Below are 22,761 nucleotides of genomic sequence, written 5' to 3'. Positions count from 1 at the left end.
TCCCTCCAATATTTATATGTCATTTATAGGTATTTTAGCGATCACGGTTATGCCTTCAGGCTGATTATTAGAAATCCGGATGCCATATTCCTGACCGTAGGATAGTTTTATTCTTTCATTTACATTTGAAAGACCGTAACCTAGATCTCGGCCTATAGCATTTATTGATTGAAATTGTTGATTTAATTGATTTATTTTATCTGACGTTATACCAATTCCATCATCTTTAACGAATAAAAATAATGCCTCTGTAGTCCTTTCTACTGTAATTTGGATTTCTCCTCGACCTTTTTTTGTTTTAATACCATGGTATATTGCATTTTCGACAAGGGGTTGAAGGATTAATTTTGGCAGTGTTAGGTTCATTACCTCTCCTTTCATTTCAATGGAATACGTTAATTTCTCTTCATAACGAATCATCTGAATGTATATGTAACTTCTTATATGTTTTAATTCTTCACTAACTTTAATCGTTTCGCTTCCCTTGCTTAATCCAATTCTAAATAACTGTGTCAATGCTCCGATAATATCAACTATGTCTTGAGCTTTATGGTCATGTGCCATCCATTGAATCGTATCAAGCGTATTGTAAAGAAAATGTGGTTTAATTTGCGCTTGTAAAATTCTCAGTTCTGCTTCACGCTTTTTTTGCTGTTCCTCATATACTAGATTAATTAGATTTTCAATTTCTTGAATCATATTATTAAAGCTCTTACCAAGTTGACCAATTTCGTCATTTGAACGAGAAGGAAACCTTAAGTGTAATTCACCTTCTTCTACTCGACTCATTAAACTTCGTAAATTAGCAATTGGCTTCGTTACAGATTTAGTAAAGAACAACGAAGCGAGTAGTCCAAAGATTAATGTTACTAAGGCTATTAATGCTGTATACATTTGAAGTTCTCTCGTTACATTTAAGGACACATCCAACGCAATCACACTTACAATTTTCCAATCGAGCCCTTTAAAACTATTCGTAATGATCTGAAAATTCTTCCCACGTATTGTTTTAACTATTCTATTTGATTCTTCTGTAAACCATTGACTATTAATCCGATAAACAATTGCATTTACAGGCGAATATACGATATTTCCAGAATCCTCTATGATATACATAAATCCAGTTTGTCCTAAAGACACAGATTCAATTACTTTCTGAATGACTTCAAGTTTCAAATCAATTAATATGACTCCGATAACCTCTTTAGACCCCGAGTCCGTGATTGCTTTTACGATAGCTAAGACTTGATCTGATGTATAGTCGTTTTCTGTAGTAATATTACGGCCGATAGGATTACTAATGAGGTGAATCTTATCAGGTTCACGCATAGCTTTTTGATACCAATCTTCTTTAGTAAGTGGATCACGCGAAATTCGATTCATGTTATTACTAACAAAGATATTCCACTTATTAACAAGCATCATCCCGGCAATGCTTGGATGCCGAGCTTCATAAATCTGAGATTGTTTTTGCACTCCCTTGATAATATTTTGATTTGGAGAAGGACTATTTAAGAAGGAGAAGACGCTCTTATTGTTTTCAAAATAATACATGATATCACTAACTTGATCTATCGTTTGCTGAATATTATTCTCCACTTGATTCATCATTTGGATAGTATGTGCGTTAGTCTCTTGGTCAATAGATGCCGTATACCTTTTGTTACCTAAAAAGCCAAGTGTAGCGATAGAAACAACGATAATAATAATAATGTAAATCAATAACTTTGCTCTAATATTAAGAACGGATAATCTAGCTTTAATCTTATTTGCTATATTCTCCAATATATTTGATACCACCTCTAACTTTATAACTGAAGAAAAGCTTCCTATGCCTAATATACGACAAGAAAGCCTGTTTGACCTGCAAAGTTTATAGGATTTGTACTTAATCAACGTTGGGAAGCAATTGTTTAAGCAGTGGTTATTAATTGAATCTATCCTTGCGAAGTAATATAAAAGTCCCGTTTCGAAGCGAATCAGATGGCAAGAGAAAAATACCGTCAATGATTTCTCACCGACGGTAGTCACTACAAGCTCGAAGCGTTTCGTTTTAGCAGCAAAGTTAGAGCGACATATATTTTCTAACTTTTATAATGAACTCCTATTATTTTTCCTTACCAGCTGTCTGTGTTGCATTAAATGTCCAGCTCAGATTTAAAGAATCCCCTTGGAATTCGTTCTGATCTTGTCCATTATCTATAAAATTAAATTGGACAACGAAGTCATCACTAGTACCAACTGGAAGTCCTTCTTCTCCAAGTATTGGATAGAAAATGTGTTTATTAACAGCTTCCGGACTCATATTTTTTAATTCCGCTAAAGTAGTTTTATAAATCACTTCATCCAATTTATCAACATTATATAAAAACTCCACTTCAATATACTTTCCGAAATCTTCTGTGTTATCTTCTTTATTATCAATAACAGTATATTCTGTTGCCAAAAGTATTTTTTTAATATCCAATGAACCATTATTTTGAAGTTCAAAGTCACGAATGATCCAGTCACCTGGCTTCATATTATCGATATTAATAATTTGTGTTGGTTCTACAGCTAAGTCCAAAGTACCTGCTGCAAATGTATTGTTTGTTACCTCACTATCACTAAAATAAGCGTATGTTCCGCCTGCTAATAATGTTAGACCAAGTACTGCAGACAGCACACCCGAGCCAAGCTGTTTTTTTAAACCCATTTCTTATTCCTCCTCGTTTTTTTTGTTATTTAAAAGTCGGGATCTCTTTATAGGATTAAGACTCATTATTCAAGTGCTTTCTTTTGGCACTTGGACAAGTTGAAGGGCACGCCAGATTGACATAATTGAGTAACCAAGTAACAAAATGCCTGGTAAAATTAACAGCAAAACAGCACCTTGCCTCGAATTAGCAAAATAAATGAAATAACCGACATACGGTACGGTAAACCCTGTATATTTCCCAATAATGTTATCAGCCAGTACTGGTTCTATATCAGGTCCGTTATTGTTATCTCCTTTCGTAATATACTGCAGTCCGTACCCTTTGACTTCCTTGATTCTATGAGTGATTAGGATATCATCTGCTGTTCTATAAGTGATTACATCGCCCTTTTTATAACTTGTTCTATCACCGTCTAGATTAATTGAAATGAGTGACCCTGTTTGTATCTGAGGTTCCATTGAGCCAGACAATACCATTTTCAATTGGTAACCGAATAGACTTAGTTCGCCTCCTGCTGCTCTAGAAAATAACATAGTGCAGACTGTGACTATAAGCAGAATAAACACGAATGTCGTTGTAATATTGCTAATAATGTTACATACATTTCTCCAATTCATAGTAACACCTCACCTCGTGGTTTTTTTGCTTGTCTTTTTAGGCACAGTAATGTAATTTCGAAGCTTCTTCCACATTTTCTTACTCTGCATTCTCGCGATTCATTTCTAAGAAAGCTCCAGTGTCTTTAGGTTCTTGATCGCATATCTCCGCGATCTTGGCAGCTTTTTGAAGATCAGTACTATTAGAAGCTTCGTTATCATCATTGTTTTCGTTAGCTATACTATTGTCTCGCTCTATTTCCTGATTGTCAGGCATGTCGTCCTGCTCTTGTTCGGTGTAGTAAGCATTTACTTGTGGGTCACCATGATTAGATAGATGGTTATCATTTTCTTGTTTTTTAGCTTCAGCGAATTCATTACTAGCTGAAAGATTTCCCTCAATGCTATCCGAATCATAAAAATAGGCGATCGTCGGTGTAGTCAACTGTATCGTGAAGCAAAATAATAGGTATACGATAGCAAGCAGATGGCAAAAAAACTTCTGTATTTTTGTTAATCGACGATTTCTCATCCTATTCTCCTTCCGGTATCACCTATTGAGGGAATCTCTATGCTGAAAATTAACGGTTTCATTTAGGTCCCTCTGTTGCAAAACCATAACTTGCAACAAAGGGATAAGTGTAACGCTCTACTGCCACTTCTTAATCAAAGCTTCTGCGTTAGCTTTAAGAGTGCTATATGCCTTCATCGATATCCATTCATTCTCTTTTTGCTGTTCAAGCAACTGTTTAAAACCTTCCATATGTTTGACGACCTTTGCAGCTGCTTCTTGCTTTTCATAACGATCCACTGCAGTCAGATGAAGTTTTAAGGCGTGCGCGACACGATCGTCTGTGAATTCCCCTTCTTCCTCAAATTTCTCAACAACTGTCTTCATATCTGCACTTGAAAGTGCTTCATCCTGCTTGATAGTGAAATAATCAAAATCAGCATTAATATTTTTATTTGAACCTGTGGAAGTTGCGTAAAGCCCAACTTTGACATTATCTAGAGATGCTGTAATTGGATCGGCGGCTTTTTCCCATTTGAGGCCGCTCCAATAATACGTTGTATATTCATTTCCCACCTTTTTAAATTTCATATAGACGGAATCACTTCCAGGGTGACGGGCCATATTATTAGCTTTACTGTATTTTTGCTTTTCTTCTTTTGCCGTTTCTAAACTGTATCCGGTCGTTGTTGTAGTATCCCATACATGCCCAAATCTGACATAATTATCGTCATCTTGCCATATAATCAGACCAGCTTGTTGATGGTTTTCACGTATCGGAGCTGTCACTTTCGCTGTAATTTCGAAATCTTCAGACTGGACATCTCTTAAGAAGATATTTTTCATATCATTCATTTCTTGATAGATATCTCCAGGCAGCGTTTTAATTCGTAAATGTGACTCCTTCTCCGTAAGTGTCCAATTTGAATCAACGGGATTAATAATACTCCAAGAATCGGCTATTGTTTCATTATCAAAATGGTCAATCTCAGCATCCATTGGAATTGGTGAATGAACTTGCTCTTTAAATTGTGCAACTGCTTCTTCTAAAGCTTTAATTGCTTGAGATATTTCTTTTCTTGTTGCATTAGGATCATCCGCTACACTTTTGGCTAAAGCGATAGCCGTCCTCATATCATCGACAGCTTCTTGAGGATATTTCCCTGGCTCATCCCCTACCTCCGCAGCTTCAAATAAGGCTGAGGCGGAATCAATGTGTTTTTGTAAGTCACTTGCATCGAGACCACCAATTAACTGCTTATGCGCTTGCTGCAGTAACTCAAAATCTACTTTCTCTACTTTTCGGTCATATGTTAGTAAACCATTGAGTTCACCTTCAACATCTGTTATTTGCGTATATACCGCAGCACTAAGACCCGGATTTTGCTTGTATTGCTTAATTCGGTCTATTAAACTAATATACCGATCAGTTAGCGCTTTACTACTATCCATCATTTCATACGTGAAAATCCCTCCACCCCACCAATGTTGAGGAACCTTCAATCCAAGCCCTCCGTATTCTCCTAATACAGCAATACGAGATGAAGTTGGCGTTGGAGAACCTGGGCCCACATATACGTGGAAATCAATAACATCACCTGCACCTTTATCCGTCCATCCACTTGCGTTATTCACTATGCGATTAGGATCTTTTTCTTTCACCCATTTGGTTAGTCTCTCTGTATCGTATTGTCCCCAACCTTCATTAAATACGACCCATTGGACGATGGATGGAAAGCTATTAAACTGGTTTAACATCTCCGAAAATTCATATTCAAACTGCTGTTTCGTTTCTGTTGAAGGATTACCGCTATACATACTTGGCATATCCTGCCACACGAGCATCCCCATTTTATCTGCCCAATAATACCAGCGTGCAGGCTCAATCTTCGCGTGTTTACGGATCATATTGAAACCAAGACGTTGCGCCTCTTCAATATCGAATTTTAACGCTTCATCAGTCGGAGCAGTATAAATACCATCGGGCCAGTAACCTTGATCTAGCGGGCCCATCTGAAAAACAAATTCACCGTTAAGTAACGGTCGCAACACACCATCTTCCTCACCTATCGTGATCTCTCTCATACCAAAATAACCTGCCACTTCATCACCTGTTTGTGAGCCATCTTTCAATATGATTTTAAGATCATATAGGAATGGATCTTCTGTTGACCACAACCGAGGATCTGGTACAGGAACTTGAATCTCAGATCCAATCTTACCACTTGCACGACCAACCTCTTTCCCATCTTTCATTGCAATTGCTTCGACCGTCTCATTATTAACACCCGTTCCTTGTACAGTTAGATTTAATACTTCTCCGTCTATATCTGCAACTGTATCTAATTTATCAATACTAGCTTTCGCAACAGGTTCTAACCAAACTGTTTGCCATATGCCAGAAGCCGATGTATAGAAAATCCCTCCCGGATTAAGTCTTTGCTTCCCAAGAGATTGTTTGTTTGGATCTGTAGGATCATACACATGCACAATCAGCTCATTATCCCCTTGTTTAAGGTCATCTGTAATATCAAAGCTAAATGCTGTATGCCCCCCGCGATGACTACCTACTTTTTCGCCATTGACATAGACTGTAGTTTCCCAATCAACTGCTCCGAAATGTAGTAATACTCTTTCTCCACCCCAATCTTCTGGTATTGAAAACTGTCGTTTGTACCACATGCGCTCCTCATAACGTTCGATTCCCGACAATTTGGATTCGACTGGATAGGGCACAAGGATCTCTTCTGCCAATGTTTCACCTGTTGGCAAAGCACCTTCTTTCGTAGCGCTTTCAAATTCCCAGTTACCATTTAAGTTTTTCCATTTTTCACGAACCATCTGTGGACGTGGATATTCTGGCAGTGCGTTATCTGCCGACACATCTTTTGTCCAAGGCGTTTCTATCGAGAATGTAGAGTGATTAATAGCAAATCTATTAAACTTCAATAATTTATTACTGTCCTTAGTCGTAATCCCACCCTCTCCATCATATATAACTCTTACATTCGCAGACCTTCCAAAAATCGGTTCTGACATTTGAATCACGGCCACCGAACTCTCTGTGTCTGCTGATGAAACCGATTCAAGCGGCCAATCCTCCCCCGACACATTTACTTTAATATGATTAATAGCTCCTTTGGGAATAGCGTTGAGTTGTTCAGAAAAGGTTAATTCCATTGTTTTCCCATCCTCGGAAACGACAGACATCGAAGGACCGCTAAAATCAAAGTCCAAAGGGAGATACAATGCCTCAGGTGGGACGATTGCTTTAGCTTGACTTGCACTAGACCATCTAAGGAATAAATTAGAGCCACCAGTGTCTTCAAAATATTCTATTTTAATATCATACTTTTTGCCGGCTTCTAGCGTAAGCGAATTACTCTTCTGTTCCTTATCCCAATCATTTACCCAGTGATCAATAATTAGCTGATTGTCCACCCATAGTCTAAAACCGTTATCTCCAATCATATAAAAAGTGTAGTCTTCTGAATACTCCGGCCGAATTTGTCCCGTCCACCTGACGTTAACATCATTGTCTTGATTAGTTAATGACTTAAGTATAGGATCCAAATCAGGATAATGAATATTTCCATCAACAACAGTGGATTTAAGTTCATGAAAATCAAACTTCCCTTTTCCAGAACTTACATAGTAATCTCCTTTTAATCCATTGATTCCTTCAAGTTCATTTTTTTCTTTTTCCGCAAAAACGGACTCAGGAGAGCTGATTGCCTGTCCAAATATGATCATAAAAATAACAAGTAAAAGACTTACTTTTTTATTCATACTTCTTCTCCTCTCTAATTTTGTAGTAAAAGACTACTCAGATCCATGATTATATTTTTTAACACACCACCTTTAATAAAGTTAAATCAGTAATGGTCAATCGGCTTCATAGAATTAATATTAAATGGATTTGCTTGAAATGTATTTATAAAATTCAGCCTTCTATTAAGCTATTCCGAACTATCTTTTCGATTAGATGGAAAAACCATTTTCTCTACCCAGTTTGGGTATCTCCAAATTTATAAACACAGAAGTCGCTTTTCAGTCACTCTAACGTACGAAACGCACTCGGAAAAGAACGTTGAATTCCTGAATATAAAAAAGACTTACTAGCCTTTATAATAAGGTTTTGTAAGTCAGAAATCTTATTTTTAATTAGCTACAAACAATATTTCCTTTGGCATCTTGTTTCTGCTCTATTAAATAGTCTTTTATTTCTTTAATTCCTTCCGAAACCTCAATCATTGCAGCCGGATCAATCATCGTTATCAATCTATCTTCTAAATTGGCGATAGAAGAAAAGTATTTTGTTTTCTGATAAGCAATAAGACCGAGTTGGTTCTGCGCCTCAGTTGGAATCTCAATTATTTCCTTTGCCTCTTTTACAAGTAGCCCAAATGATAGCTCTTCAGTATGAATAACGATCATTCGTGAATCACCGTCAATGGCTGTTCTAGAATCATATAAAATACTACCTAAATCCAAAACTGGAATCAATGTGTCTCGTGATTTTGTTATTCCCCTCATATATTCAGGCAAATGTGGGACAGGGTTAATATGATCTAATTTTTCTATCGAAATAACATATGAAATAGCGATGGCATAATCCTCATTACCAGCATTAAAAATAACCACTTTTTCGGACAAATTTATCACTCCCTTTTTTTATATGCAGGCTGTTTTAAACAGCCTGCCCTCTATTTATTATTTCGCGACTTCTTTCACAACAGCAACTACCATTTCCGCAAGTTTTGTTAATTCCTTTATAGGCATTCTTTCACTAGTTGTGTGAATTTCTTCATAGCCAACAGCAAGGTTTACAGTCGGGATATTAAAACCTGCAATAATATTGGCATCACTACCTCCACCACTAGTTAATAATTTAGGCTCACGGCCGATTTCCTTCGCCGCTTTTTTAGCAATTTCAACGACTTGATCTCCATCCCCATATTTAAATCCTGGGTACATGATTTCAACATCGACTATTGCCTTTCCACCCATTTGATTGGCGACTTCTTCAAAAGCTGTTTTCATTTTTTCCACTTGTGCATCCATTTTCTCCGGCACTAATGATCTTGCTTCTGCAAGTACAAAAGCTTGATCCGCTACGATATTTGTAGCTTGTCCACCTTCAAAGCGACCTATATTAGCAGTTGTTTCCTCATCAATTCTACCAAGCGGCATCTTCGCAACAGCTTTTGCGGCAATCGTAATCGCGGATACTCCTTTTTCCGGAGCTACTCCAGCATGCGCAGTCTTCCCATGTATTTCTGTAGTTATTTTAGCTTGAGTAGGTGCAGCAATAATGATATTGCCGACTTCTCCATCACTGTCCAACGCAAATCCGTATTTTGCTTTTATAAAGGAAGAATCGAGCGCTTTCGCACCTACAAGACCTGATTCCTCGCCAACAGTAATGATAAACTGAATGCTACCATGCGATATACTCTCTTCTTTTAAGGCACGAATAGCCTCAAACATTGCGGCAAGCCCAGCTTTATCATCTGCACCCAAAATCGTCGTTCCATCTGTGATGACATACCCGTTTTCAACCGATGGTTTCACACCATTCCCAGGAAAAACCGTATCCATATGTGAGGTGAAATAAATGGAATCCACATCTTTTTTTGTCCCTTCAAGTGTACAAATTAGATTTCCAGCCCCGTGCCCCGTTTGTTCTGTTGTATCATCTTCAAAAACATGTACACCCAGTGCTTCAAATTTTTGTTTTAATACTTTGGCTATTTCCGCTTCATTTTTAGTTTCTGAATCAATTTGTACCAATTCGAGAAATTCATTTAGTAACCGTTCTTCATTAATCATATGTATGACCTCCATCGTTTCTATTTAGTATCAATTACGCCTTGGCGGGAATTGCGTCTAGAATTTATCGAGCTCGCTCGATAAACTTCCTCTGAAAATCTGTGACATCCGCCGGAGTTTGCATTCCCACTGAATTAGGTAAATCGCATTCATCCCGCCACTTATAGAAGTGGGGACTTCTGCTAAATGAAGTTAAAACTTCACTACATCGGCATGTTTCCATGCTTTTTCTTTGGTCTCTCTTCTTGTTTGTTACGTAGCATTTCTAAAGCCTGAATAAGTTTTATTCTCGTTTCTCGCGGATCAATTACATCGTCTACCATCCCTCTTGCAGCAGCAATATATGGATTGGCAAATTTTTCTCGATACTCTTCAATTCTTTCAGCCCTAGTACTTTCGGGATTTTCGCTATTTTGGATATCACGAGCAAAAATAATATTTGCCGCACCATGAGGACCCATTACACCAATTTCTGCATTTGGCCACGCATACACGAGGTCTGCTCCAATTGCTTTACTATTTAGTGCAACATAAGCCCCACCATATGCTTTGCGTAAAATAACTGTGATTTTTGGCACAGTTGCTTCTGAATAAGCATACAAAATTTTAGCTCCATGTCTAATGATACCACCATGTTCCTGTTTAATTCCCGGAAAAAAACCTGATACATCTTCAAATGTAATGATCGGAATATTGAAAGAATCACAAAACCGGATAAACCTTGCTGCTTTATCTGAAGAATTAATATCGAGACTACCAGCCATAACTTTGGGCTGGTTGCATACAAGACCAATCACCTCACCACGAATCTTCGCGAAACCAACCACAATATTCTTGGCGAATTCTTTGTGAACCTCAAAAAAAGATAGTTCATCGACAATTTCATTTATTACTGACCGGACATCATAAGGTCTAATTGCATCAAAAGGAACAAGTTCTGCCAGTTCAGGTCGTAAATCCTCTTTTGCATCGGAATCTATTAGGGTCGGTTTTCCTTGGTTATTCTGTGGCAAGTATGAAAGTAGTTTACGAACCATTTTCAATACCTGATTCTCGCTTTCAGCACGGAAATGAGCGTTGCCGCTAATCACATTATGGACCTTCGAACCACCTAAATTTTCAGAAGAAATACTTTCTCCTGTCACAGTTTCAATGACTTTAGGGCCCGTAATAAACATTTGGCTTGAATGATCAACCATAAACACAAAATCAGTAATTGCTGGAGAATAAACCGCTCCACCAGCACATGGTCCCATTATTACCGATATTTGTGGGATTACCCCTGAATAAATAGCATTTCGATAAAAAACATGCCCATATCCATCCAAAGATACAACGCCTTCTTGTATTCTCGCACCACCGGAATCATTTAGGCCGATAAATGGTGCACCGTTTTTAGCTGCCAAGTCCATTGCTTTTGCAATCTTTTCCGCATGCATTTCTCCTAATGCACCACCAAATACCGTAAAATCTTGAGAAAACAGAAAAATATTCCGACCATTTACTTTTCCGTAACCTGTGACGACACCATCGCCTGGATATTTCATCTTTTCCAACCCAAAATCAGTTGATCGATGTTCCATAAAGGGATTTAACTCGACAAAGGAACCGGGATCTACTAATAAATCGATTCGCTCTCTTGCTGTTAATTTTCCTTTTTCATGCTGCTTTTGTATCCGCTCATCTCCGCCACCTAATTCTGCTTCTCGTCTACGATCGTAAAGATTATTTATCTTTTTATAAATATCAGTCACTGCCCGTCCCCTCCAGCGGCTTTTTTTCGCAGAATTCATACAAAACTCCATGACTCGACTTTGGATGCATAAAAGCAACCATCGCACCAGCAGCACCTTGTTTTGGAATATCATTTAACATTCGAAAACCTTGTTCTTTAATCTCATCAATCCGATGCTCAATGGAATGAACATTAAAGGCAATATGATGAATTCCTTCTCCACGTTTTTCAATAAATTTAGAAATCGCACCTGTTGGATTCGTTGATTCCAATAATTCAATTTTAACATTTTTCGCTTCGAGAAAAGCTACTCTGACTTGCTCTGATACTACCTCCTCCATTGCAATACAATTTAACCCGAGGGTTTTAGTATAAAAAGGTAAAGTATCTTCTATAGACTTTACTGCTATTCCAATATGATCAACACTTTTCACAAACACCGCCCCCCTTTTGTTATATAAAAACATAAGGAACTGTCTATAACATTATTTAAATGAGTATTCAAAAAAGCTCCAAATTAGGAACAATAAGTTCGAGGTGCGAAGGTTTTGAGGTTCTCACGTATTCTTTTAATACGTGAGAACCGGACTTGCACACGATGTGCTGAATCTCTACGTTGCTCACAGGACGTACTTGCACACGATGTGCAGGCCTCTGTGTTGCTCACAGGAAGTGAGCGATCTTAACAGAGGTTCCTTGTCCTAACAGAGGATCCCTTTTCCTTAGTAGAAGGACGTACCTATACCAACGAAGAAATTCGCTGTATATCATTCGGTGACTTTTTGAATTTCCTATTTAAGTAAAATTATCGGATGGGTTGTTTAAAAAGTTATTTAGATATAAAATAGAAGTAATTAAATCGTGCCAAGGAGTGCTTCTCGATGTCAAATAAAAAAGTTCGAAAAGTCGTTATTTATCTCATGCTCATTTCAATGATCGCTACAACAGTCATGGCAGGGATCTCATTCCTGTGATAGTTTAAAAGGCTCTTTGCTACTATTGCAAGGGGCTTTTTCTCATTTTAGGAAATGTCAAAATCAGATATGTGTAAAACTTATTCATGCGCTCCAATTTCTTTTGACAGCTGTTCAAATGATTTAGATGAGTGGGTTATGAATATTTTCGACCCATTGGTCACTTTATTATACAACTGTTCAAGTGTTGTTTTCGGCAGTCTAATACAGCCTTGCGAAATATACTTTCCAATCGTTGATGGTTCGTTTGTACCATGCAAACCATATATTCGCCCATCAGTACCTTTCGCATCAAAGCCAATCCATCTTGAGCCAAGCGGATTCCGCGGATCCCCACCTAAAATATCTTTTTTTCGATAATATGGATTTTTCGCTTTCACTTTAATTGTGAATAAGCCTTCTGGAGTTAAATCATTCGTTTTTCCAGTAGCTACTTTTGTTGTCATCATTATTTTACCATGATTTATCCATGCTAGCTCATTTGTCTGTTTATTAACGATAATTATAGGATCTCCAGGTAAAACCTGAGCCCCAAACGGCCATATTGATGAACCAATCATTAACATCATCACTAAAATTAATTGCAAGAATATCACCCTTTTTTTAAAATATCCAGAAAAGTATGATGGCACCTGCTACGGGCGCTTTTGCTTTTCTTAACTATTTTGCATCAAAAAGGGTTATTCATTCTAGATATGAAAAACCCCAATATGTGGTTGTACACAGATTGGGGCATTAACTCAAACTTCTTCGCAGTATTGTTCGAAATATTGTTGTAGTTTGTTTACTACTGACATTGGATCATGTCCTTCAATTTCATGTCTTTCAACCATTGTACAAACTTTACCATCTTTCAAAAGCGCGAACGATGGAGATGATGGTGGATAATCGGTAAAATAGCTACGTGCTTTCGCAGTAGCTTCTTTATCTTGTCCCGCAAAAACTGTTACTAAATGATCCGGGCGTTTGTCGTAATGTAGTGAGTGTGCCGCAGCTGGACGTGCTATGCCCCCTGCACAACCACATACTGAATTGATCATCACAAGTGTTGTCCCTTTTTTATCAAAGGCTTGTTCCACATCTTCTACTGTAGTCAATTGTTTATAGCCAGATTGTTCCATATCTTGTCGTGCATTACTAACGACATCATTCATATAAAGATTAAAATCCATATCCACTTATATTCGCCCCTTTATTTGATTACTACTATAATTCTACTGCTATCATAGCAGTATATTTACGATTTTATCAAATAATCGAACCAAAATTAAATAAATAGGTTTAAATTTGAAAAAATCGGGAATCTTAACAATACATCTAGATCCATACCCCTAAACTCCCTAGATGCTTTTGGACAGCTTAACCTAAGCTGTCCTTTTTTAGTCCTACACGATTTAAATCACACAGAGGCCTTCACGATGCAGATCACACAGACGTCGCCACAGGACAGTCAGTGCTCCCTTAATTGCTTGGTAAGTGCCCCTCTGTCCGTTTATAAAGTGTTCCTTGATACGCATCTTCGGCTTGTAACACCGTCAGCTTCCCTTGCTCCACACCATCTTCTATTGACTTTCTTATTTTTTTTACTTGTTCATCTTGAAAAAATGCTACTTCTAATCGATCTTTTACCATGGAAATTAACCACTCACTCACTTGAGTATTACGTCTGTCATAAAACACATCTGATGATTTTCCCCGCCCTGTAAAATCTTGTATCATACCCCATATCGATTCAATGCCGTCTCCTTGCAGCGCTGAACAAGTTAATGCTTTCGTTTCCCAACCAGTTGTTGCCGGTTTTAAAAAGTGGAGATCATTTTCCATAGTTTTTTAAATGCTCGTAATTTTGCTGTTTCTATAAAGAACTGCCCGCCAATTGAGAACTGAAATACTATTTTTTGAATCGTTTTAATTGGATCCCATCCATATTCCTGCATTTTTTCTATATAAAAAACCGCTTCACTAATAGCGATTCCTAACTCCTGTATTGCACTTGCACCACTAGATTGATATGAAGTTACATCTATTACAATCGTCCTTAAATGATCACAATGCTTATTTAGCTTTTCAACTGTTTCAAGCCAATTATTGAATAGATTACTAGTCGGCTTAAATAAAAATCCATTATGTAAGTCGGAAGATAGCAAATCTTTTCCCATCACGCCAGAAATATTTACACCATCACTTTGTAGTAATTTCAAAGCGACTTCATGAAAGTTTGTTTTACTAATAATAAAGAGAGGATACACATTAAAATCGATGACTTTTCTTAATTCCATGAAGTTAAGACGGTGAATATCTGATAATATATCCGCATCAAAAGAAATTGTTTCTTGTCCATTTTTGATTCCCATCACTATGTCGCTTTTTAAATCTTCCCAATTTCGTTTTTCAAGTACCTGAGCAATTTTCCAAATATTTGTATCCGCTTTAAGACTGCCTCTTATAGTAGACCCTATTCCAGGAAATTGTTCTACTTCAATTGAATCGAGATGTTCACTTGTATACAGAGGCGACAATTTTATTCCCTCACAAGTTTGTTTACTTAAAGAATCAATAGATTTTCCACGTACGGTTTTTTCCGCGATTTCTTTCCACTTATTAAAACTCACTGACTTAAATGAAATTGTTATAGCTTCTTCAATCGACATTTGGATATCCCATTCACACATATATATGAAAGCGCTATCTTTTTTCTATATTTATATTTTATTATACTTATGGTTCTCAAGCAATGTATGCACCATATTAAAAAGCTATCATCTAATTCAATGGACAGTACGTGGCTTATAAATGACGGTGAGTGGACAGGAAATCTATTGAGTGGCTCATAAACCACGGTGAGTGGACAGAATATGCATTGAGTGGCTTATAAACCACGGTGAGTGGACTGTATATCCATTGAGTGGCTTATAAATGGGGTGAGCAAGCGGTAAGCAACTATTAATTTTAGTTGTGCATCAAGTTGGTGGATACTAAAATAGCTGTCGAGGTTTTCTCGACAGCCCATGCTACCACCATCATTGATAGCTATTCTTAGTATATAGATTGCGTTTCTTTTGAAATATTTTCAAGTATACTTTTAATGCGTTGCAAAAACTTTCCACAAATGACACCATCAAGAACACGGTGGTCAAGTGATAAGCAGATATTTACCATATCACGAACAGCAATCATATCGTTGATAATAACGGGTCTTTTAACAATGGATTCAATTTGTAAAATAGCGGCTTGAGGATGATTGATGATCCCCATTGACTGAATCGAGCCGAATGAACCAGTATTATTAACAGTGAAGGTTCCTCCTTGTATATCCTCGTTTGTCAAGGACCCTTTTCTTGTTTTATGGGCCAGTTCCGCAATTTCTTTTGCAATACCTTTAATAGACTTTTCATCTGCATTTTTAATGACTGGAACAAATAACGCATCATCTGTTGCAACAGCGATGGAGATATTAATATCTTTCTTTTGAATGATCTTATCTCCAGCCCACATCGAATTAATCATAGGAATATCTTTTAATGCTTGAGCAACAGCTTTAATAAAGAAAGCAAAATAGGTTAAATTATAACCTTCTTCCTTTTTAAATTCCGTTTTCAATGAATCACGATATTTTACAAGACTCGTTACATCCACTTCTGTCATCGTCCACGCATGTGGGACTTCATGCTTACTCCGAAGCATTTTATCCGCAATTGCTCTCCGCACACCTGTAATCGGTATTTCTACGTCCCCTGGAAGGGTCGGAAGAACATCCGGTACTTTCGGAACTGGTGAAATAGAAATACGAGGTTTTTTTGGTTGGATAACTGTATCTGCTATCGGTGTAGTTCCAGACTCTATAAGTTTCTTTAAGTCCTTCCTTGTTATCCGGCCGTCTTTACCGCTTCCTGTTACTTGCGATAGGTCAATATCATGTTCTTGCGACAATTTTAATACTGCAGGTGAATAACGTGTTTTAGCAATACTATGTATCGCTTCACCTTGATTTTTTATTGATTCGCTTAATGGCATTCCAACTTTAACTTCTTTCTGATTTTCAGCTTCAGGATTAACTACCGTACCCGAGCTATCCGTTTCAATTGTACAAATAACTTCGCCTACAGCAAGTGTATCACCATCTTTTGCAAGTAACTCTGTAACAGTACCCGTAAAAGAAGATGGAATTTCTGCATTTACTTTATCAGTCATTACTTCTGCTATTGGATCATACTTAATTACGCTATCACCAGGTTGGATTAGCCAATTAGTAATTGTTCCCTCTGTTACACTTTCCCCGAGCTGAGGCATGATGATGTTTTCTATCGCCAATTTGATAACCTCCTTTTTGAACACGCACTGTTAATACTCTGCCAGCTCGCGCATTGCCTTTTCAACTTTATCCGGGTTTATCAGAAAATATTTTTCCAGTGTTGGTGAAAATGGCATTGCAGGAGTGTCTGGTCCTGCTAACCTCATAATAGGAGCATCGAGTTCGAATAAACAATGCTCGGCAATAATTGCTGCCACTTCTCCAATAATACTTCCCTCTTTATTGTCTTCTGTAATAAGCAAGACTTTACCGGTTTTTGCTGCTGCTTCGATAATTGCTTCTTGATCAAGTGGATATATGGTCCTCAAATCCAATAAATGGGTCTCGATGCCATCCTCGGCAAGTCGTTCGGCAGCTTGAAGCGCGAAATGCACACATAATCCATATGTAATGACGGTAATATCGTCACCATCCCGCTTTACATCGGCTTTACCAATCGGCAAAACATAATCTTCATCAGGCACCTCACCTTTAATAAGTCGATAGGCACGTTTATGTTCTAAGAAAAGGACAGGGTCCTCATCACGTATAGACGCTTTTAGTAATCCTTTTACATCATATGGAGTTGATGGCATAACGACCTTCAATCCTGGCTGGTTTGCAAAAATAGATTCAATTGATTGGGAATGGTAAAGTCCACCATGTACACCACCGCCATATGGAGCCCTAATAACAATCGGACAAGTCCAATCATTATTGGAACGATAGCGAATTTTAGCTGCTTCGGATATGATTTGATTTACAGCTGGCAATATGAAATCAGCAAATTGCATTTCGGCGATTGGTCGGTAACCATACATAGCTGCCCCTATTCCAACCCCTGCAATTGCGGATTCCGCCAGTGGCGTATCAATAACCCTTTCTTCTCCAAATTGATCATGGAGACCTTGAGTAGCTTTAAACACGCCACCTTTTTTACCCACATCTTCCCCAAGAATGAATACTTTTTGATCTCGTTCCATTTCTTCACGCATCGCCATAGTGATAGCCTCAATATAAGAAATTACTGCCATTGTTCATTCCCCCTATTACTCCGCTGCATAAACGAATGTTAAAGTATCTTCTGGTTCAGGATATGGCGCTGCTTCAGCATAGTCCGTCGCTTCGTTTACCTTTTCCATCACACGGTCGTTTATTTCTTTTTTTATATTATCATTTAATAACTCATTTTCTATTAAATATGCTTCAAACATACTAAGTGAATCTTCATTTTTCATTTTAGCAAGTTCTTCAGGTGACCGATAGAAACGATCATCATCATCTGATGAATGGGCAGTTAAACGGTGGGTTATCACTTCTATAAGTGACGGACCATCTCCACGACGGCCTCTATCTGCCGCTTCCTTCACGACTCTGTACACTTCAAGTGGATCATTGCCATCTACCGTCACACCTGGCATCCCATATCCAATCGCTCGATCCGAAACTTTTTCACATGCCATTTGCTTTTCAAGTGGAACTGAAATAGCATAGTGATTATTTTCGCACATGAAGATAACAGGTAATTTATGTACACCAGCAAAGTTTAATCCTTCGTGAAAATCTCCTTGATTGGATGAACCTTCTCCAAACGTAACAAATGTAACAAGATTCTTTTTCTCCATTCTTGCTGCCAGTGCGATACCTACCGCATGAGGCACTTGGGTCGTTACTGGAGAAGAACCAGTGACAATACGATTACTTTTTTGCCCAAAATGTCCAGGCATTTGGCGCCCGCCCGAATTCGGATCCTCTGCTTTGGCAAATGCTGATAACATTATTTCTTTTGGCGTCATTCCGAAGTCTAATACAACACCTAAATCACGATAATACGGCAAAACATAGTCTTCTTCTCGGTTTAGCGCAAATGAAGCACCAACTTGGGCCGCTTCCTGCCCCTGACACGAAACAACAAATGGGATCTTTCCTGAACGATTTAAAAGCCACATACGTTCGTCAATCCTACGGGCCATTAATATTGTTTCGTACATATCCAACACTTGTTGGTCACTGAGTCCAAGCTCAGCATGGCGATTTTTTTCCATTTATGAATCCCCCTATCTAAATTATTTTTCCTACTACATATGGATGGCTTTCCCATCAACGGCTAGTGCAGCTTCACCGATGACTTCACTTAAAGTCGGGTGTGGATGAATGGTATTTGCAATTTCCCACGGTGTTGCATCCAATACATGCGCAAGTGCGGCTTCGGATATCATATCCGTTACATGAGGACCGATCATGTGCACACCTAAAACATCACCTGTTTCCTCATCCGCAATTATTTTTACAAAACCTGTTGAGTCTCCATATACAAGTGCTTTTCCATTCGATCGAAAAGGAATTTTTCCAATCTTAATTGTATATCCCTTTTCCACTGCTTCTTTTTCCGTTAACCCTACGCTTGCTACCTCGGGATTACTATAAATACATTTTGAAATCGTGTTATAGTCAATCGCATCGGGGGTCAGTCCAGCAATATGTTCGACAGCTTTTATTCCTTCATGTGAGGCAACATGTGCAAGCTGTAATCCACCGATAACATCGCCAATCGCATATATATGTGATTCCTTCGTTTGAAAGTGAGCATTTACTTGTATGAATCCATTCTCTACATTGATATCTGTATTTTGCAGACCGATATTTTCGGTATTTCCTCTTCTTCCAACGGAAAGTAAGAGCTTTTCAGCTGTAACAGTCTTCGTTTCCCCGTTAATGTCAACAGAAATACTCGCCATGCCTGCTTCGATAGCAAATGTATTAGCCTTTGCTTTTGCATTCGTAATTATTTCAATTCCTTTTCTCTGTAAAGACCGTTGTAACTCCCTTGAAAGCTCTTTGTCCTCCGTCGGAATAATGTTTTCGGAATATTCTAATACCGTCACAGCAACTCCAAAGTCCGCCAGCATGGAAGCCCACTCAATCCCTATTACTCCCCCACCAATGATAATCATAGACTTAGGGAGCTCCTCCATTTGCAGTGCGTCGTCTGATGTCATAACCGTTGATCCATCGATTTCTATCCCTGGTAAACTTCGTGGGCTAGATCCTGTTGCAATAATAACATTTTTCGGAATTAACATCTCGTTTTCCTTACCATTCGTCATTTCAACAGAAATTGTTCCCGGAGTCGGTGAAAATATGGACGGGCCAAGAATTCTGCCGAATCCATCAAAAACATTGATTTTCCCTTTTTTTATTAAAGATTGTACACCATTATACAACTGATTTACAATATCATCTTTTCGAGCTTGTACTTTTTCGAAATCCAAACTTACTTCTTTCGTCATGACACCAAACTCTTCACTACGCTTAGCTGTAGCATACACTTCTGCACTTCTGAGAAGTGACTTACTTGGGATACAACCTTTATGTAAACACGTTCCGCCAATTTTGTTTGTCTCAACAATCGCAGTTTTCAAACCAAGCTGAGCTGCGCGAATTGCCGCGACATATCCACCTGTTCCACCGCCAAGAATGACAATATCATATTCTTGTGTCAAAGTGTTCCCTCCACATCGCTATTCAAATTCTTGATCAGATTTGTTTATAATAATTTAAAATACAATGCACTGTTTGAATACATTGCTAACTAAATATGTATCTTAAATACAGGGAAAAACGCCCGTAGGCGCTCCCTGTGTCTATTTTATATTAAATACGATTAGACAATATATGTTTATTATTTAACAAAAATTGACTGCTTGATTTTTGCATCTTTTCTATTCTTTCTTCAGCCATACGATCTGCTGCTAGGTAGGTTGGAATTCCATCTCTTTTAGAAATTTCAATTACTCTTTCTACATTATTATAAATTGATTCTACTTTTTTTAATGCCCGTTCTTTATTATAACCAATTAATTCGTCTGCGACATTAATAACGCCACCAGCATTAATCACATAGTCTGGAGCGTACACAATACCCATTTCATGAATTTGGTCACCATGTCGGGTGTCTTTTAATTGGTTGTTTGCTGAACCAGCAATTACTTTCACTTTCAGTTGAGGAATCGTTTCATCATTAATAATTGCACCTAGAGCACAAGGTGCAAAAATGTCTGCATCGACCCCGTAGATTTCATCAGGATCAACTGCTTTTGCATGAAAAGCAGTTACCGCTCGATTCACTGCTTCTTTATTAATATCTGTAACGATGAGATTCGCTCCCTCTTTATGTAAATAATTACATAGTTCAAAAGCTACATTTCCTACTCCTTGAACAGCAACTGTTTTCCCTTCTAATGAATCTGTTCCAAAAGCTTCCACTGCAGCGGCCTTCATACCAACATATAAACCATACGCAGTAACTGGCGATGGGTTCCCAGAAGATCCGAATGCTGGTGAAATTCCTGTAACAAAATCCGTCTCCAGATGAATTAAGTCCATATCTTCCACAGTAGTACCTACATCTTCCGCTGTAATATAGCGGCCATTCAGACCTTGTACAAAACGACCAAAGGCACGAAACAATTCCTCGCTTTTATCTTTTCTAGGATCACCGATAATTACTGCTTTTCCGCCACCAAGATTTAATCCTGATGCTGCATTTTTATAAGTCATTCCTTTTGCCAGTCGAAGTGCATCTTCTATTGCTTCTTCTTCACTATTATATGGCCACATTCTTGTACCTCCAAGCGCTGGTCCAAGTGTTGTATCGTGAATAGCAATAATGGCTTTTAAGCCAGATTGTTCATCTTGGCAAAATACTAATTGTTCGTAATCATAATTCGTCATGTATTCAAATATCTTCATGTCTTCATTCTCCTCTATGCCTATGTCTTATTAAATGTTTGTCCTACAATAGCCGAAATAAAAAATTCTTATGTATGTAAGTATATCCCACTTCACTTCATTGTAGCTAAAAGCGGGTTTCTTGACAAATAATTCCGATGGTATATGATTTTTTTAGCACAACTTTTTTAAGGAGACGACTATGGGTAGACTTGCTGCACTTTTCATGTTATTGATTCCCGGGATTCTTGCGGGCTATGGTATAAAACTAATGAGAGATATGCTATTTGGTATGCTGCAAAGCCCATTTCCAAAATTATGGATGCAATTTCTTTCAGGCCTTATCTTTTTCATCCTTGGGTTAGGTTTTATCGCTGGATTTGTTTTGCATCGTGATAGGAAGCGTAATAAAGTACAAGATCGCTTTCGTAAACGGTAGATCTGCCTCCGTGGCAGATCATTTTTATTTTTTTTCATTTCTTATTTTTAACGCTTTTTCCGGATAATCTGTAATAATTGCTGTGCAATTTGTTTCCATAAACTTCTTCATGTCCCGTTCCTTATTCACTGTATATAATCTAACCGCCATACCATTTTTGATTGTATCTTTAATCAAAGCCGGTGTAATGGCTGTAAATCTCGGATGGACACCACTCGCATGAATGGATTCTGCATATTCCCACGGTTTATATTTTAAGTCTTTATATAAAGGTGCTGTTTCGATGTCTGGGGCAATTCGATTTACATATACAAGTGAATCATGATTAAAAGTAGAAATAATGATTCTATTTTCATATCCGAAATCTCTGATATGTTCTACTACCTTTTCCTCTAATCCAACATACCGAATGTTAACATTTTTCAATTCTACATTACAAATCAATTTATTCTCACCTAACCACTCAAAAACTTCTTGTAGTGAAGGAATTTTTGATGCTCTCTTAAAAAAATGCTTATAATGATAATTTGCTTTAAGCTTCCTTAACTCCTGCATGGAAAAATCCCTTACATTTCCCGTGCCATTTGTGGTTCTATCGAGTGTATCATCATGAATGACAGCAAGCTGACCATCCGAGGTTAAATGTACATCAAGTTCTATTCCATCTGCGCCAAATCTTTCTGCTGCAATAAAAGCATCCATTGTGTTTTCCGGATGTGTACCAGCTGATCCCCGATGTGCAATGATGAGTGTCATTTTTTCACCACCAATAAAAAGATAGTACCATCATACCCCTTTTCACTGTCTTTTGTGAAAATAAACTCCTTATTTTTATATAAAAAAATGGAAGGATCCCATTCACGCAAAAAGCTTTCCACTCCCTATTGCTTCAAGGGGATGTTTAATTTGTACTTTAACTTTACAGATTCCCGATGAATGGTTCATAACTCAGG

The 22,761-nt window shown here is 37.9% G+C and carries 21 protein-coding genes; 2 read left to right on the top strand and 19 right to left on the bottom strand.

Annotation, left to right across the window (positions count from 1 at the left end; genetic code table 11):
- Nucleotides 1-12: 12 nt before the first annotated feature.
- The 9 genes from MHB53_RS26120 to mce form a co-directional block, all read right to left on the bottom strand.
- Nucleotides 13-1,785 carry a cache domain-containing sensor histidine kinase gene (locus MHB53_RS26120; protein WP_340924348.1) on the bottom strand — a complete coding sequence of 591 codons (1,773 nt, stop codon included), beginning with the start codon at nucleotides 1,783-1,785 and terminating at the stop codon, nucleotides 13-15.
- A 322-nt stretch (nucleotides 1,786-2,107) separates the two neighbouring features.
- Nucleotides 2,108-2,695, bottom strand: coding sequence for a CalY family protein (locus MHB53_RS26115; RefSeq protein ID WP_340924347.1), 588 nt, complete (start codon nucleotides 2,693-2,695; stop codon nucleotides 2,108-2,110).
- 69 nt (nucleotides 2,696-2,764) lie between these two features.
- The gene (gene sipW / locus MHB53_RS26110; RefSeq protein ID WP_340924346.1) at nucleotides 2,765-3,316 is read right to left on the bottom strand and encodes a signal peptidase I SipW; all 552 of its coding nucleotides are present in this window, start codon (nucleotides 3,314-3,316) and stop codon (nucleotides 2,765-2,767) included.
- Between the two features lie 79 nt (nucleotides 3,317-3,395).
- The gene (locus MHB53_RS26105; protein WP_340924342.1) at nucleotides 3,396-3,827 is read right to left on the bottom strand and encodes a hypothetical protein; all 432 of its coding nucleotides are present in this window, start codon (nucleotides 3,825-3,827) and stop codon (nucleotides 3,396-3,398) included.
- A gap of 117 nt (nucleotides 3,828-3,944) precedes the next feature.
- Complete coding sequence (locus tag MHB53_RS26100) at nucleotides 3,945-7,595, bottom strand: FIMAH domain-containing protein (RefSeq protein ID WP_340924339.1); 3,651 nt, start codon at nucleotides 7,593-7,595, stop codon at nucleotides 3,945-3,947.
- A 375-nt stretch (nucleotides 7,596-7,970) separates the two neighbouring features.
- Nucleotides 7,971-8,471, bottom strand: a complete 501-nt coding sequence (locus MHB53_RS26095; protein WP_340924336.1) for a chemotaxis protein CheW — start codon at nucleotides 8,469-8,471, stop codon at nucleotides 7,971-7,973.
- Between the two features lie 48 nt (nucleotides 8,472-8,519).
- Nucleotides 8,520-9,638 carry a M20/M25/M40 family metallo-hydrolase gene (locus tag MHB53_RS26090; protein WP_340924333.1) on the bottom strand — a complete coding sequence of 373 codons (1,119 nt, stop codon included), beginning with the start codon at nucleotides 9,636-9,638 and terminating at the stop codon, nucleotides 8,520-8,522.
- A 203-nt stretch (nucleotides 9,639-9,841) separates the two neighbouring features.
- Complete coding sequence (locus MHB53_RS26085; RefSeq protein WP_340924331.1) at nucleotides 9,842-11,392, bottom strand: acyl-CoA carboxylase subunit beta; 1,551 nt, start codon at nucleotides 11,390-11,392, stop codon at nucleotides 9,842-9,844.
- Nucleotides 11,385-11,840, bottom strand: coding sequence for a methylmalonyl-CoA epimerase (gene mce / locus MHB53_RS26080; protein WP_445661489.1), 456 nt, complete (start codon nucleotides 11,838-11,840; stop codon nucleotides 11,385-11,387). The genes MHB53_RS26085 and mce overlap by 8 nt, the downstream gene beginning before the upstream one ends.
- A 414-nt stretch (nucleotides 11,841-12,254) precedes the next feature.
- On the opposite strand from mce, the gene prli42 reads away from it, so the two are divergent.
- Complete coding sequence (gene prli42 / locus MHB53_RS26075) at nucleotides 12,255-12,347, top strand: stressosome-associated protein Prli42 (protein WP_340924325.1); 93 nt, start codon at nucleotides 12,255-12,257, stop codon at nucleotides 12,345-12,347.
- Nucleotides 12,348-12,427: 80 nt separating this feature from the next.
- On the opposite strand, the gene MHB53_RS26070 is transcribed toward prli42, so the two are convergent.
- From MHB53_RS26070 to bcd, 9 genes are all read right to left on the bottom strand, one after another.
- Nucleotides 12,428-12,934 (bottom strand): L,D-transpeptidase, encoded by a 507-nt coding sequence (locus tag MHB53_RS26070; RefSeq protein ID WP_445661488.1) that lies wholly within the window; start codon nucleotides 12,932-12,934, stop codon nucleotides 12,428-12,430.
- Between the two features lie 153 nt (nucleotides 12,935-13,087).
- Complete coding sequence (locus MHB53_RS26065) at nucleotides 13,088-13,525, bottom strand: BrxA/BrxB family bacilliredoxin (protein WP_340924320.1); 438 nt, start codon at nucleotides 13,523-13,525, stop codon at nucleotides 13,088-13,090.
- Nucleotides 13,526-13,808: 283 nt separating this feature from the next.
- Nucleotides 13,809-14,171, bottom strand: a complete 363-nt coding sequence (locus MHB53_RS26060) for a hypothetical protein (RefSeq protein WP_340924317.1) — start codon at nucleotides 14,169-14,171, stop codon at nucleotides 13,809-13,811.
- Nucleotides 14,147-14,998 (bottom strand): methylmalonyl-CoA mutase family protein, encoded by an 852-nt coding sequence (locus tag MHB53_RS26055; RefSeq protein WP_340924314.1) that lies wholly within the window; start codon nucleotides 14,996-14,998, stop codon nucleotides 14,147-14,149. Before MHB53_RS26055 ends, MHB53_RS26060 begins: the two co-directional genes overlap by 25 nt.
- Before the next feature lie 385 nt (nucleotides 14,999-15,383).
- A complete protein-coding gene (locus MHB53_RS26050; protein ID WP_340924312.1) occupies nucleotides 15,384-16,658 on the bottom strand; it encodes a dihydrolipoamide acetyltransferase family protein in 1,275 nt (424 codons plus the stop codon).
- Nucleotides 16,659-16,688: 30 nt separating this feature from the next.
- Complete coding sequence (locus MHB53_RS26045; RefSeq protein WP_340924309.1) at nucleotides 16,689-17,672, bottom strand: alpha-ketoacid dehydrogenase subunit beta; 984 nt, start codon at nucleotides 17,670-17,672, stop codon at nucleotides 16,689-16,691.
- A gap of 15 nt (nucleotides 17,673-17,687) precedes the next feature.
- A complete protein-coding gene (locus tag MHB53_RS26040; RefSeq protein ID WP_340924306.1) occupies nucleotides 17,688-18,683 on the bottom strand; it encodes a thiamine pyrophosphate-dependent dehydrogenase E1 component subunit alpha in 996 nt (331 codons plus the stop codon).
- 33 nt (nucleotides 18,684-18,716) lie between these two features.
- A complete protein-coding gene (lpdA, locus tag MHB53_RS26035) occupies nucleotides 18,717-20,141 on the bottom strand; it encodes a dihydrolipoyl dehydrogenase (protein WP_340924304.1) in 1,425 nt (474 codons plus the stop codon).
- 151 nt (nucleotides 20,142-20,292) lie between these two features.
- Nucleotides 20,293-21,390 (bottom strand): branched-chain amino acid dehydrogenase, encoded by a 1,098-nt coding sequence (gene bcd, locus MHB53_RS26030; RefSeq protein WP_340924302.1) that lies wholly within the window; start codon nucleotides 21,388-21,390, stop codon nucleotides 20,293-20,295.
- A gap of 181 nt (nucleotides 21,391-21,571) precedes the next feature.
- Between bcd and MHB53_RS26025 the strand changes: the two genes are divergently transcribed.
- Nucleotides 21,572-21,808, top strand: a complete 237-nt coding sequence (locus tag MHB53_RS26025) for a DUF2627 domain-containing protein (RefSeq protein ID WP_340924300.1) — start codon at nucleotides 21,572-21,574, stop codon at nucleotides 21,806-21,808.
- 24 nt (nucleotides 21,809-21,832) lie between these two features.
- Here MHB53_RS26025 and MHB53_RS26020 read toward each other — a convergent pair whose 3' ends face one another.
- A complete protein-coding gene (locus MHB53_RS26020) occupies nucleotides 21,833-22,564 on the bottom strand; it encodes a glycerophosphodiester phosphodiesterase (protein ID WP_340924296.1) in 732 nt (243 codons plus the stop codon).
- Nucleotides 22,565-22,761: the final 197 nt, after the last annotated feature.

This window comes from Bacillus sp. FSL K6-3431, from assembly GCF_038002605.1.
Lineage (GTDB): Bacteria > Bacillota > Bacilli > Bacillales > Bacillaceae_C > Lederbergia.
Note: the sequence above shows the minus strand (reverse complement) of the source record. Positions and strands in the feature narration are given on the sequence as shown.

What these genes read in the sequence shown, in the direction of transcription:
- MHB53_RS26115 (WP_340924347.1), bottom strand. Translation starts at nt 2,695, where the DNA reads ATGGGTTTAAAAAAACAGCTTGGCTCGGGTGTGCTGTCTGCAGTACTT.
- sipW (WP_340924346.1), bottom strand. Translation starts at nt 3,316, where the DNA reads ATGAATTGGAGAAATGTATGTAACATTATTAGCAATATTACAACGACA.
- MHB53_RS26105 (WP_340924342.1), bottom strand. Translation starts at nt 3,827, where the DNA reads ATGAGAAATCGTCGATTAACAAAAATACAGAAGTTTTTTTGCCATCTG.
- MHB53_RS26100 (WP_340924339.1), bottom strand. Translation starts at nt 7,595, where the DNA reads ATGAATAAAAAAGTAAGTCTTTTACTTGTTATTTTTATGATCATATTT.
- MHB53_RS26090 (WP_340924333.1), bottom strand. Translation starts at nt 9,638, where the DNA reads ATGATTAATGAAGAACGGTTACTAAATGAATTTCTCGAATTGGTACAA.
- mce (WP_445661489.1), bottom strand. Translation starts at nt 11,840, where the DNA reads ATGTTTTTATATAACAAAAGGGGGGCGGTGTTTGTGAAAAGTGTTGAT.
- prli42 (WP_340924325.1), top strand. Translation starts at nt 12,255, where the DNA reads ATGTCAAATAAAAAAGTTCGAAAAGTCGTTATTTATCTCATGCTCATT.
- MHB53_RS26060 (WP_340924317.1), bottom strand. Translation starts at nt 14,171, where the DNA reads ATGGAAAATGATCTCCACTTTTTAAAACCGGCAACAACTGGTTGGGAA.
- MHB53_RS26055 (WP_340924314.1), bottom strand. Translation starts at nt 14,998, where the DNA reads ATGTCGATTGAAGAAGCTATAACAATTTCATTTAAGTCAGTGAGTTTT.
- MHB53_RS26045 (WP_340924309.1), bottom strand. Translation starts at nt 17,672, where the DNA reads ATGGCAGTAATTTCTTATATTGAGGCTATCACTATGGCGATGCGTGAA.
- MHB53_RS26040 (WP_340924306.1), bottom strand. Translation starts at nt 18,683, where the DNA reads ATGGAAAAAAATCGCCATGCTGAGCTTGGACTCAGTGACCAACAAGTG.
- bcd (WP_340924302.1), bottom strand. Translation starts at nt 21,390, where the DNA reads ATGAAGATATTTGAATACATGACGAATTATGATTACGAACAATTAGTA.
- MHB53_RS26025 (WP_340924300.1), top strand. Translation starts at nt 21,572, where the DNA reads ATGGGTAGACTTGCTGCACTTTTCATGTTATTGATTCCCGGGATTCTT.
- MHB53_RS26020 (WP_340924296.1), bottom strand. Translation starts at nt 22,564, where the DNA reads ATGACACTCATCATTGCACATCGGGGATCAGCTGGTACACATCCGGAA.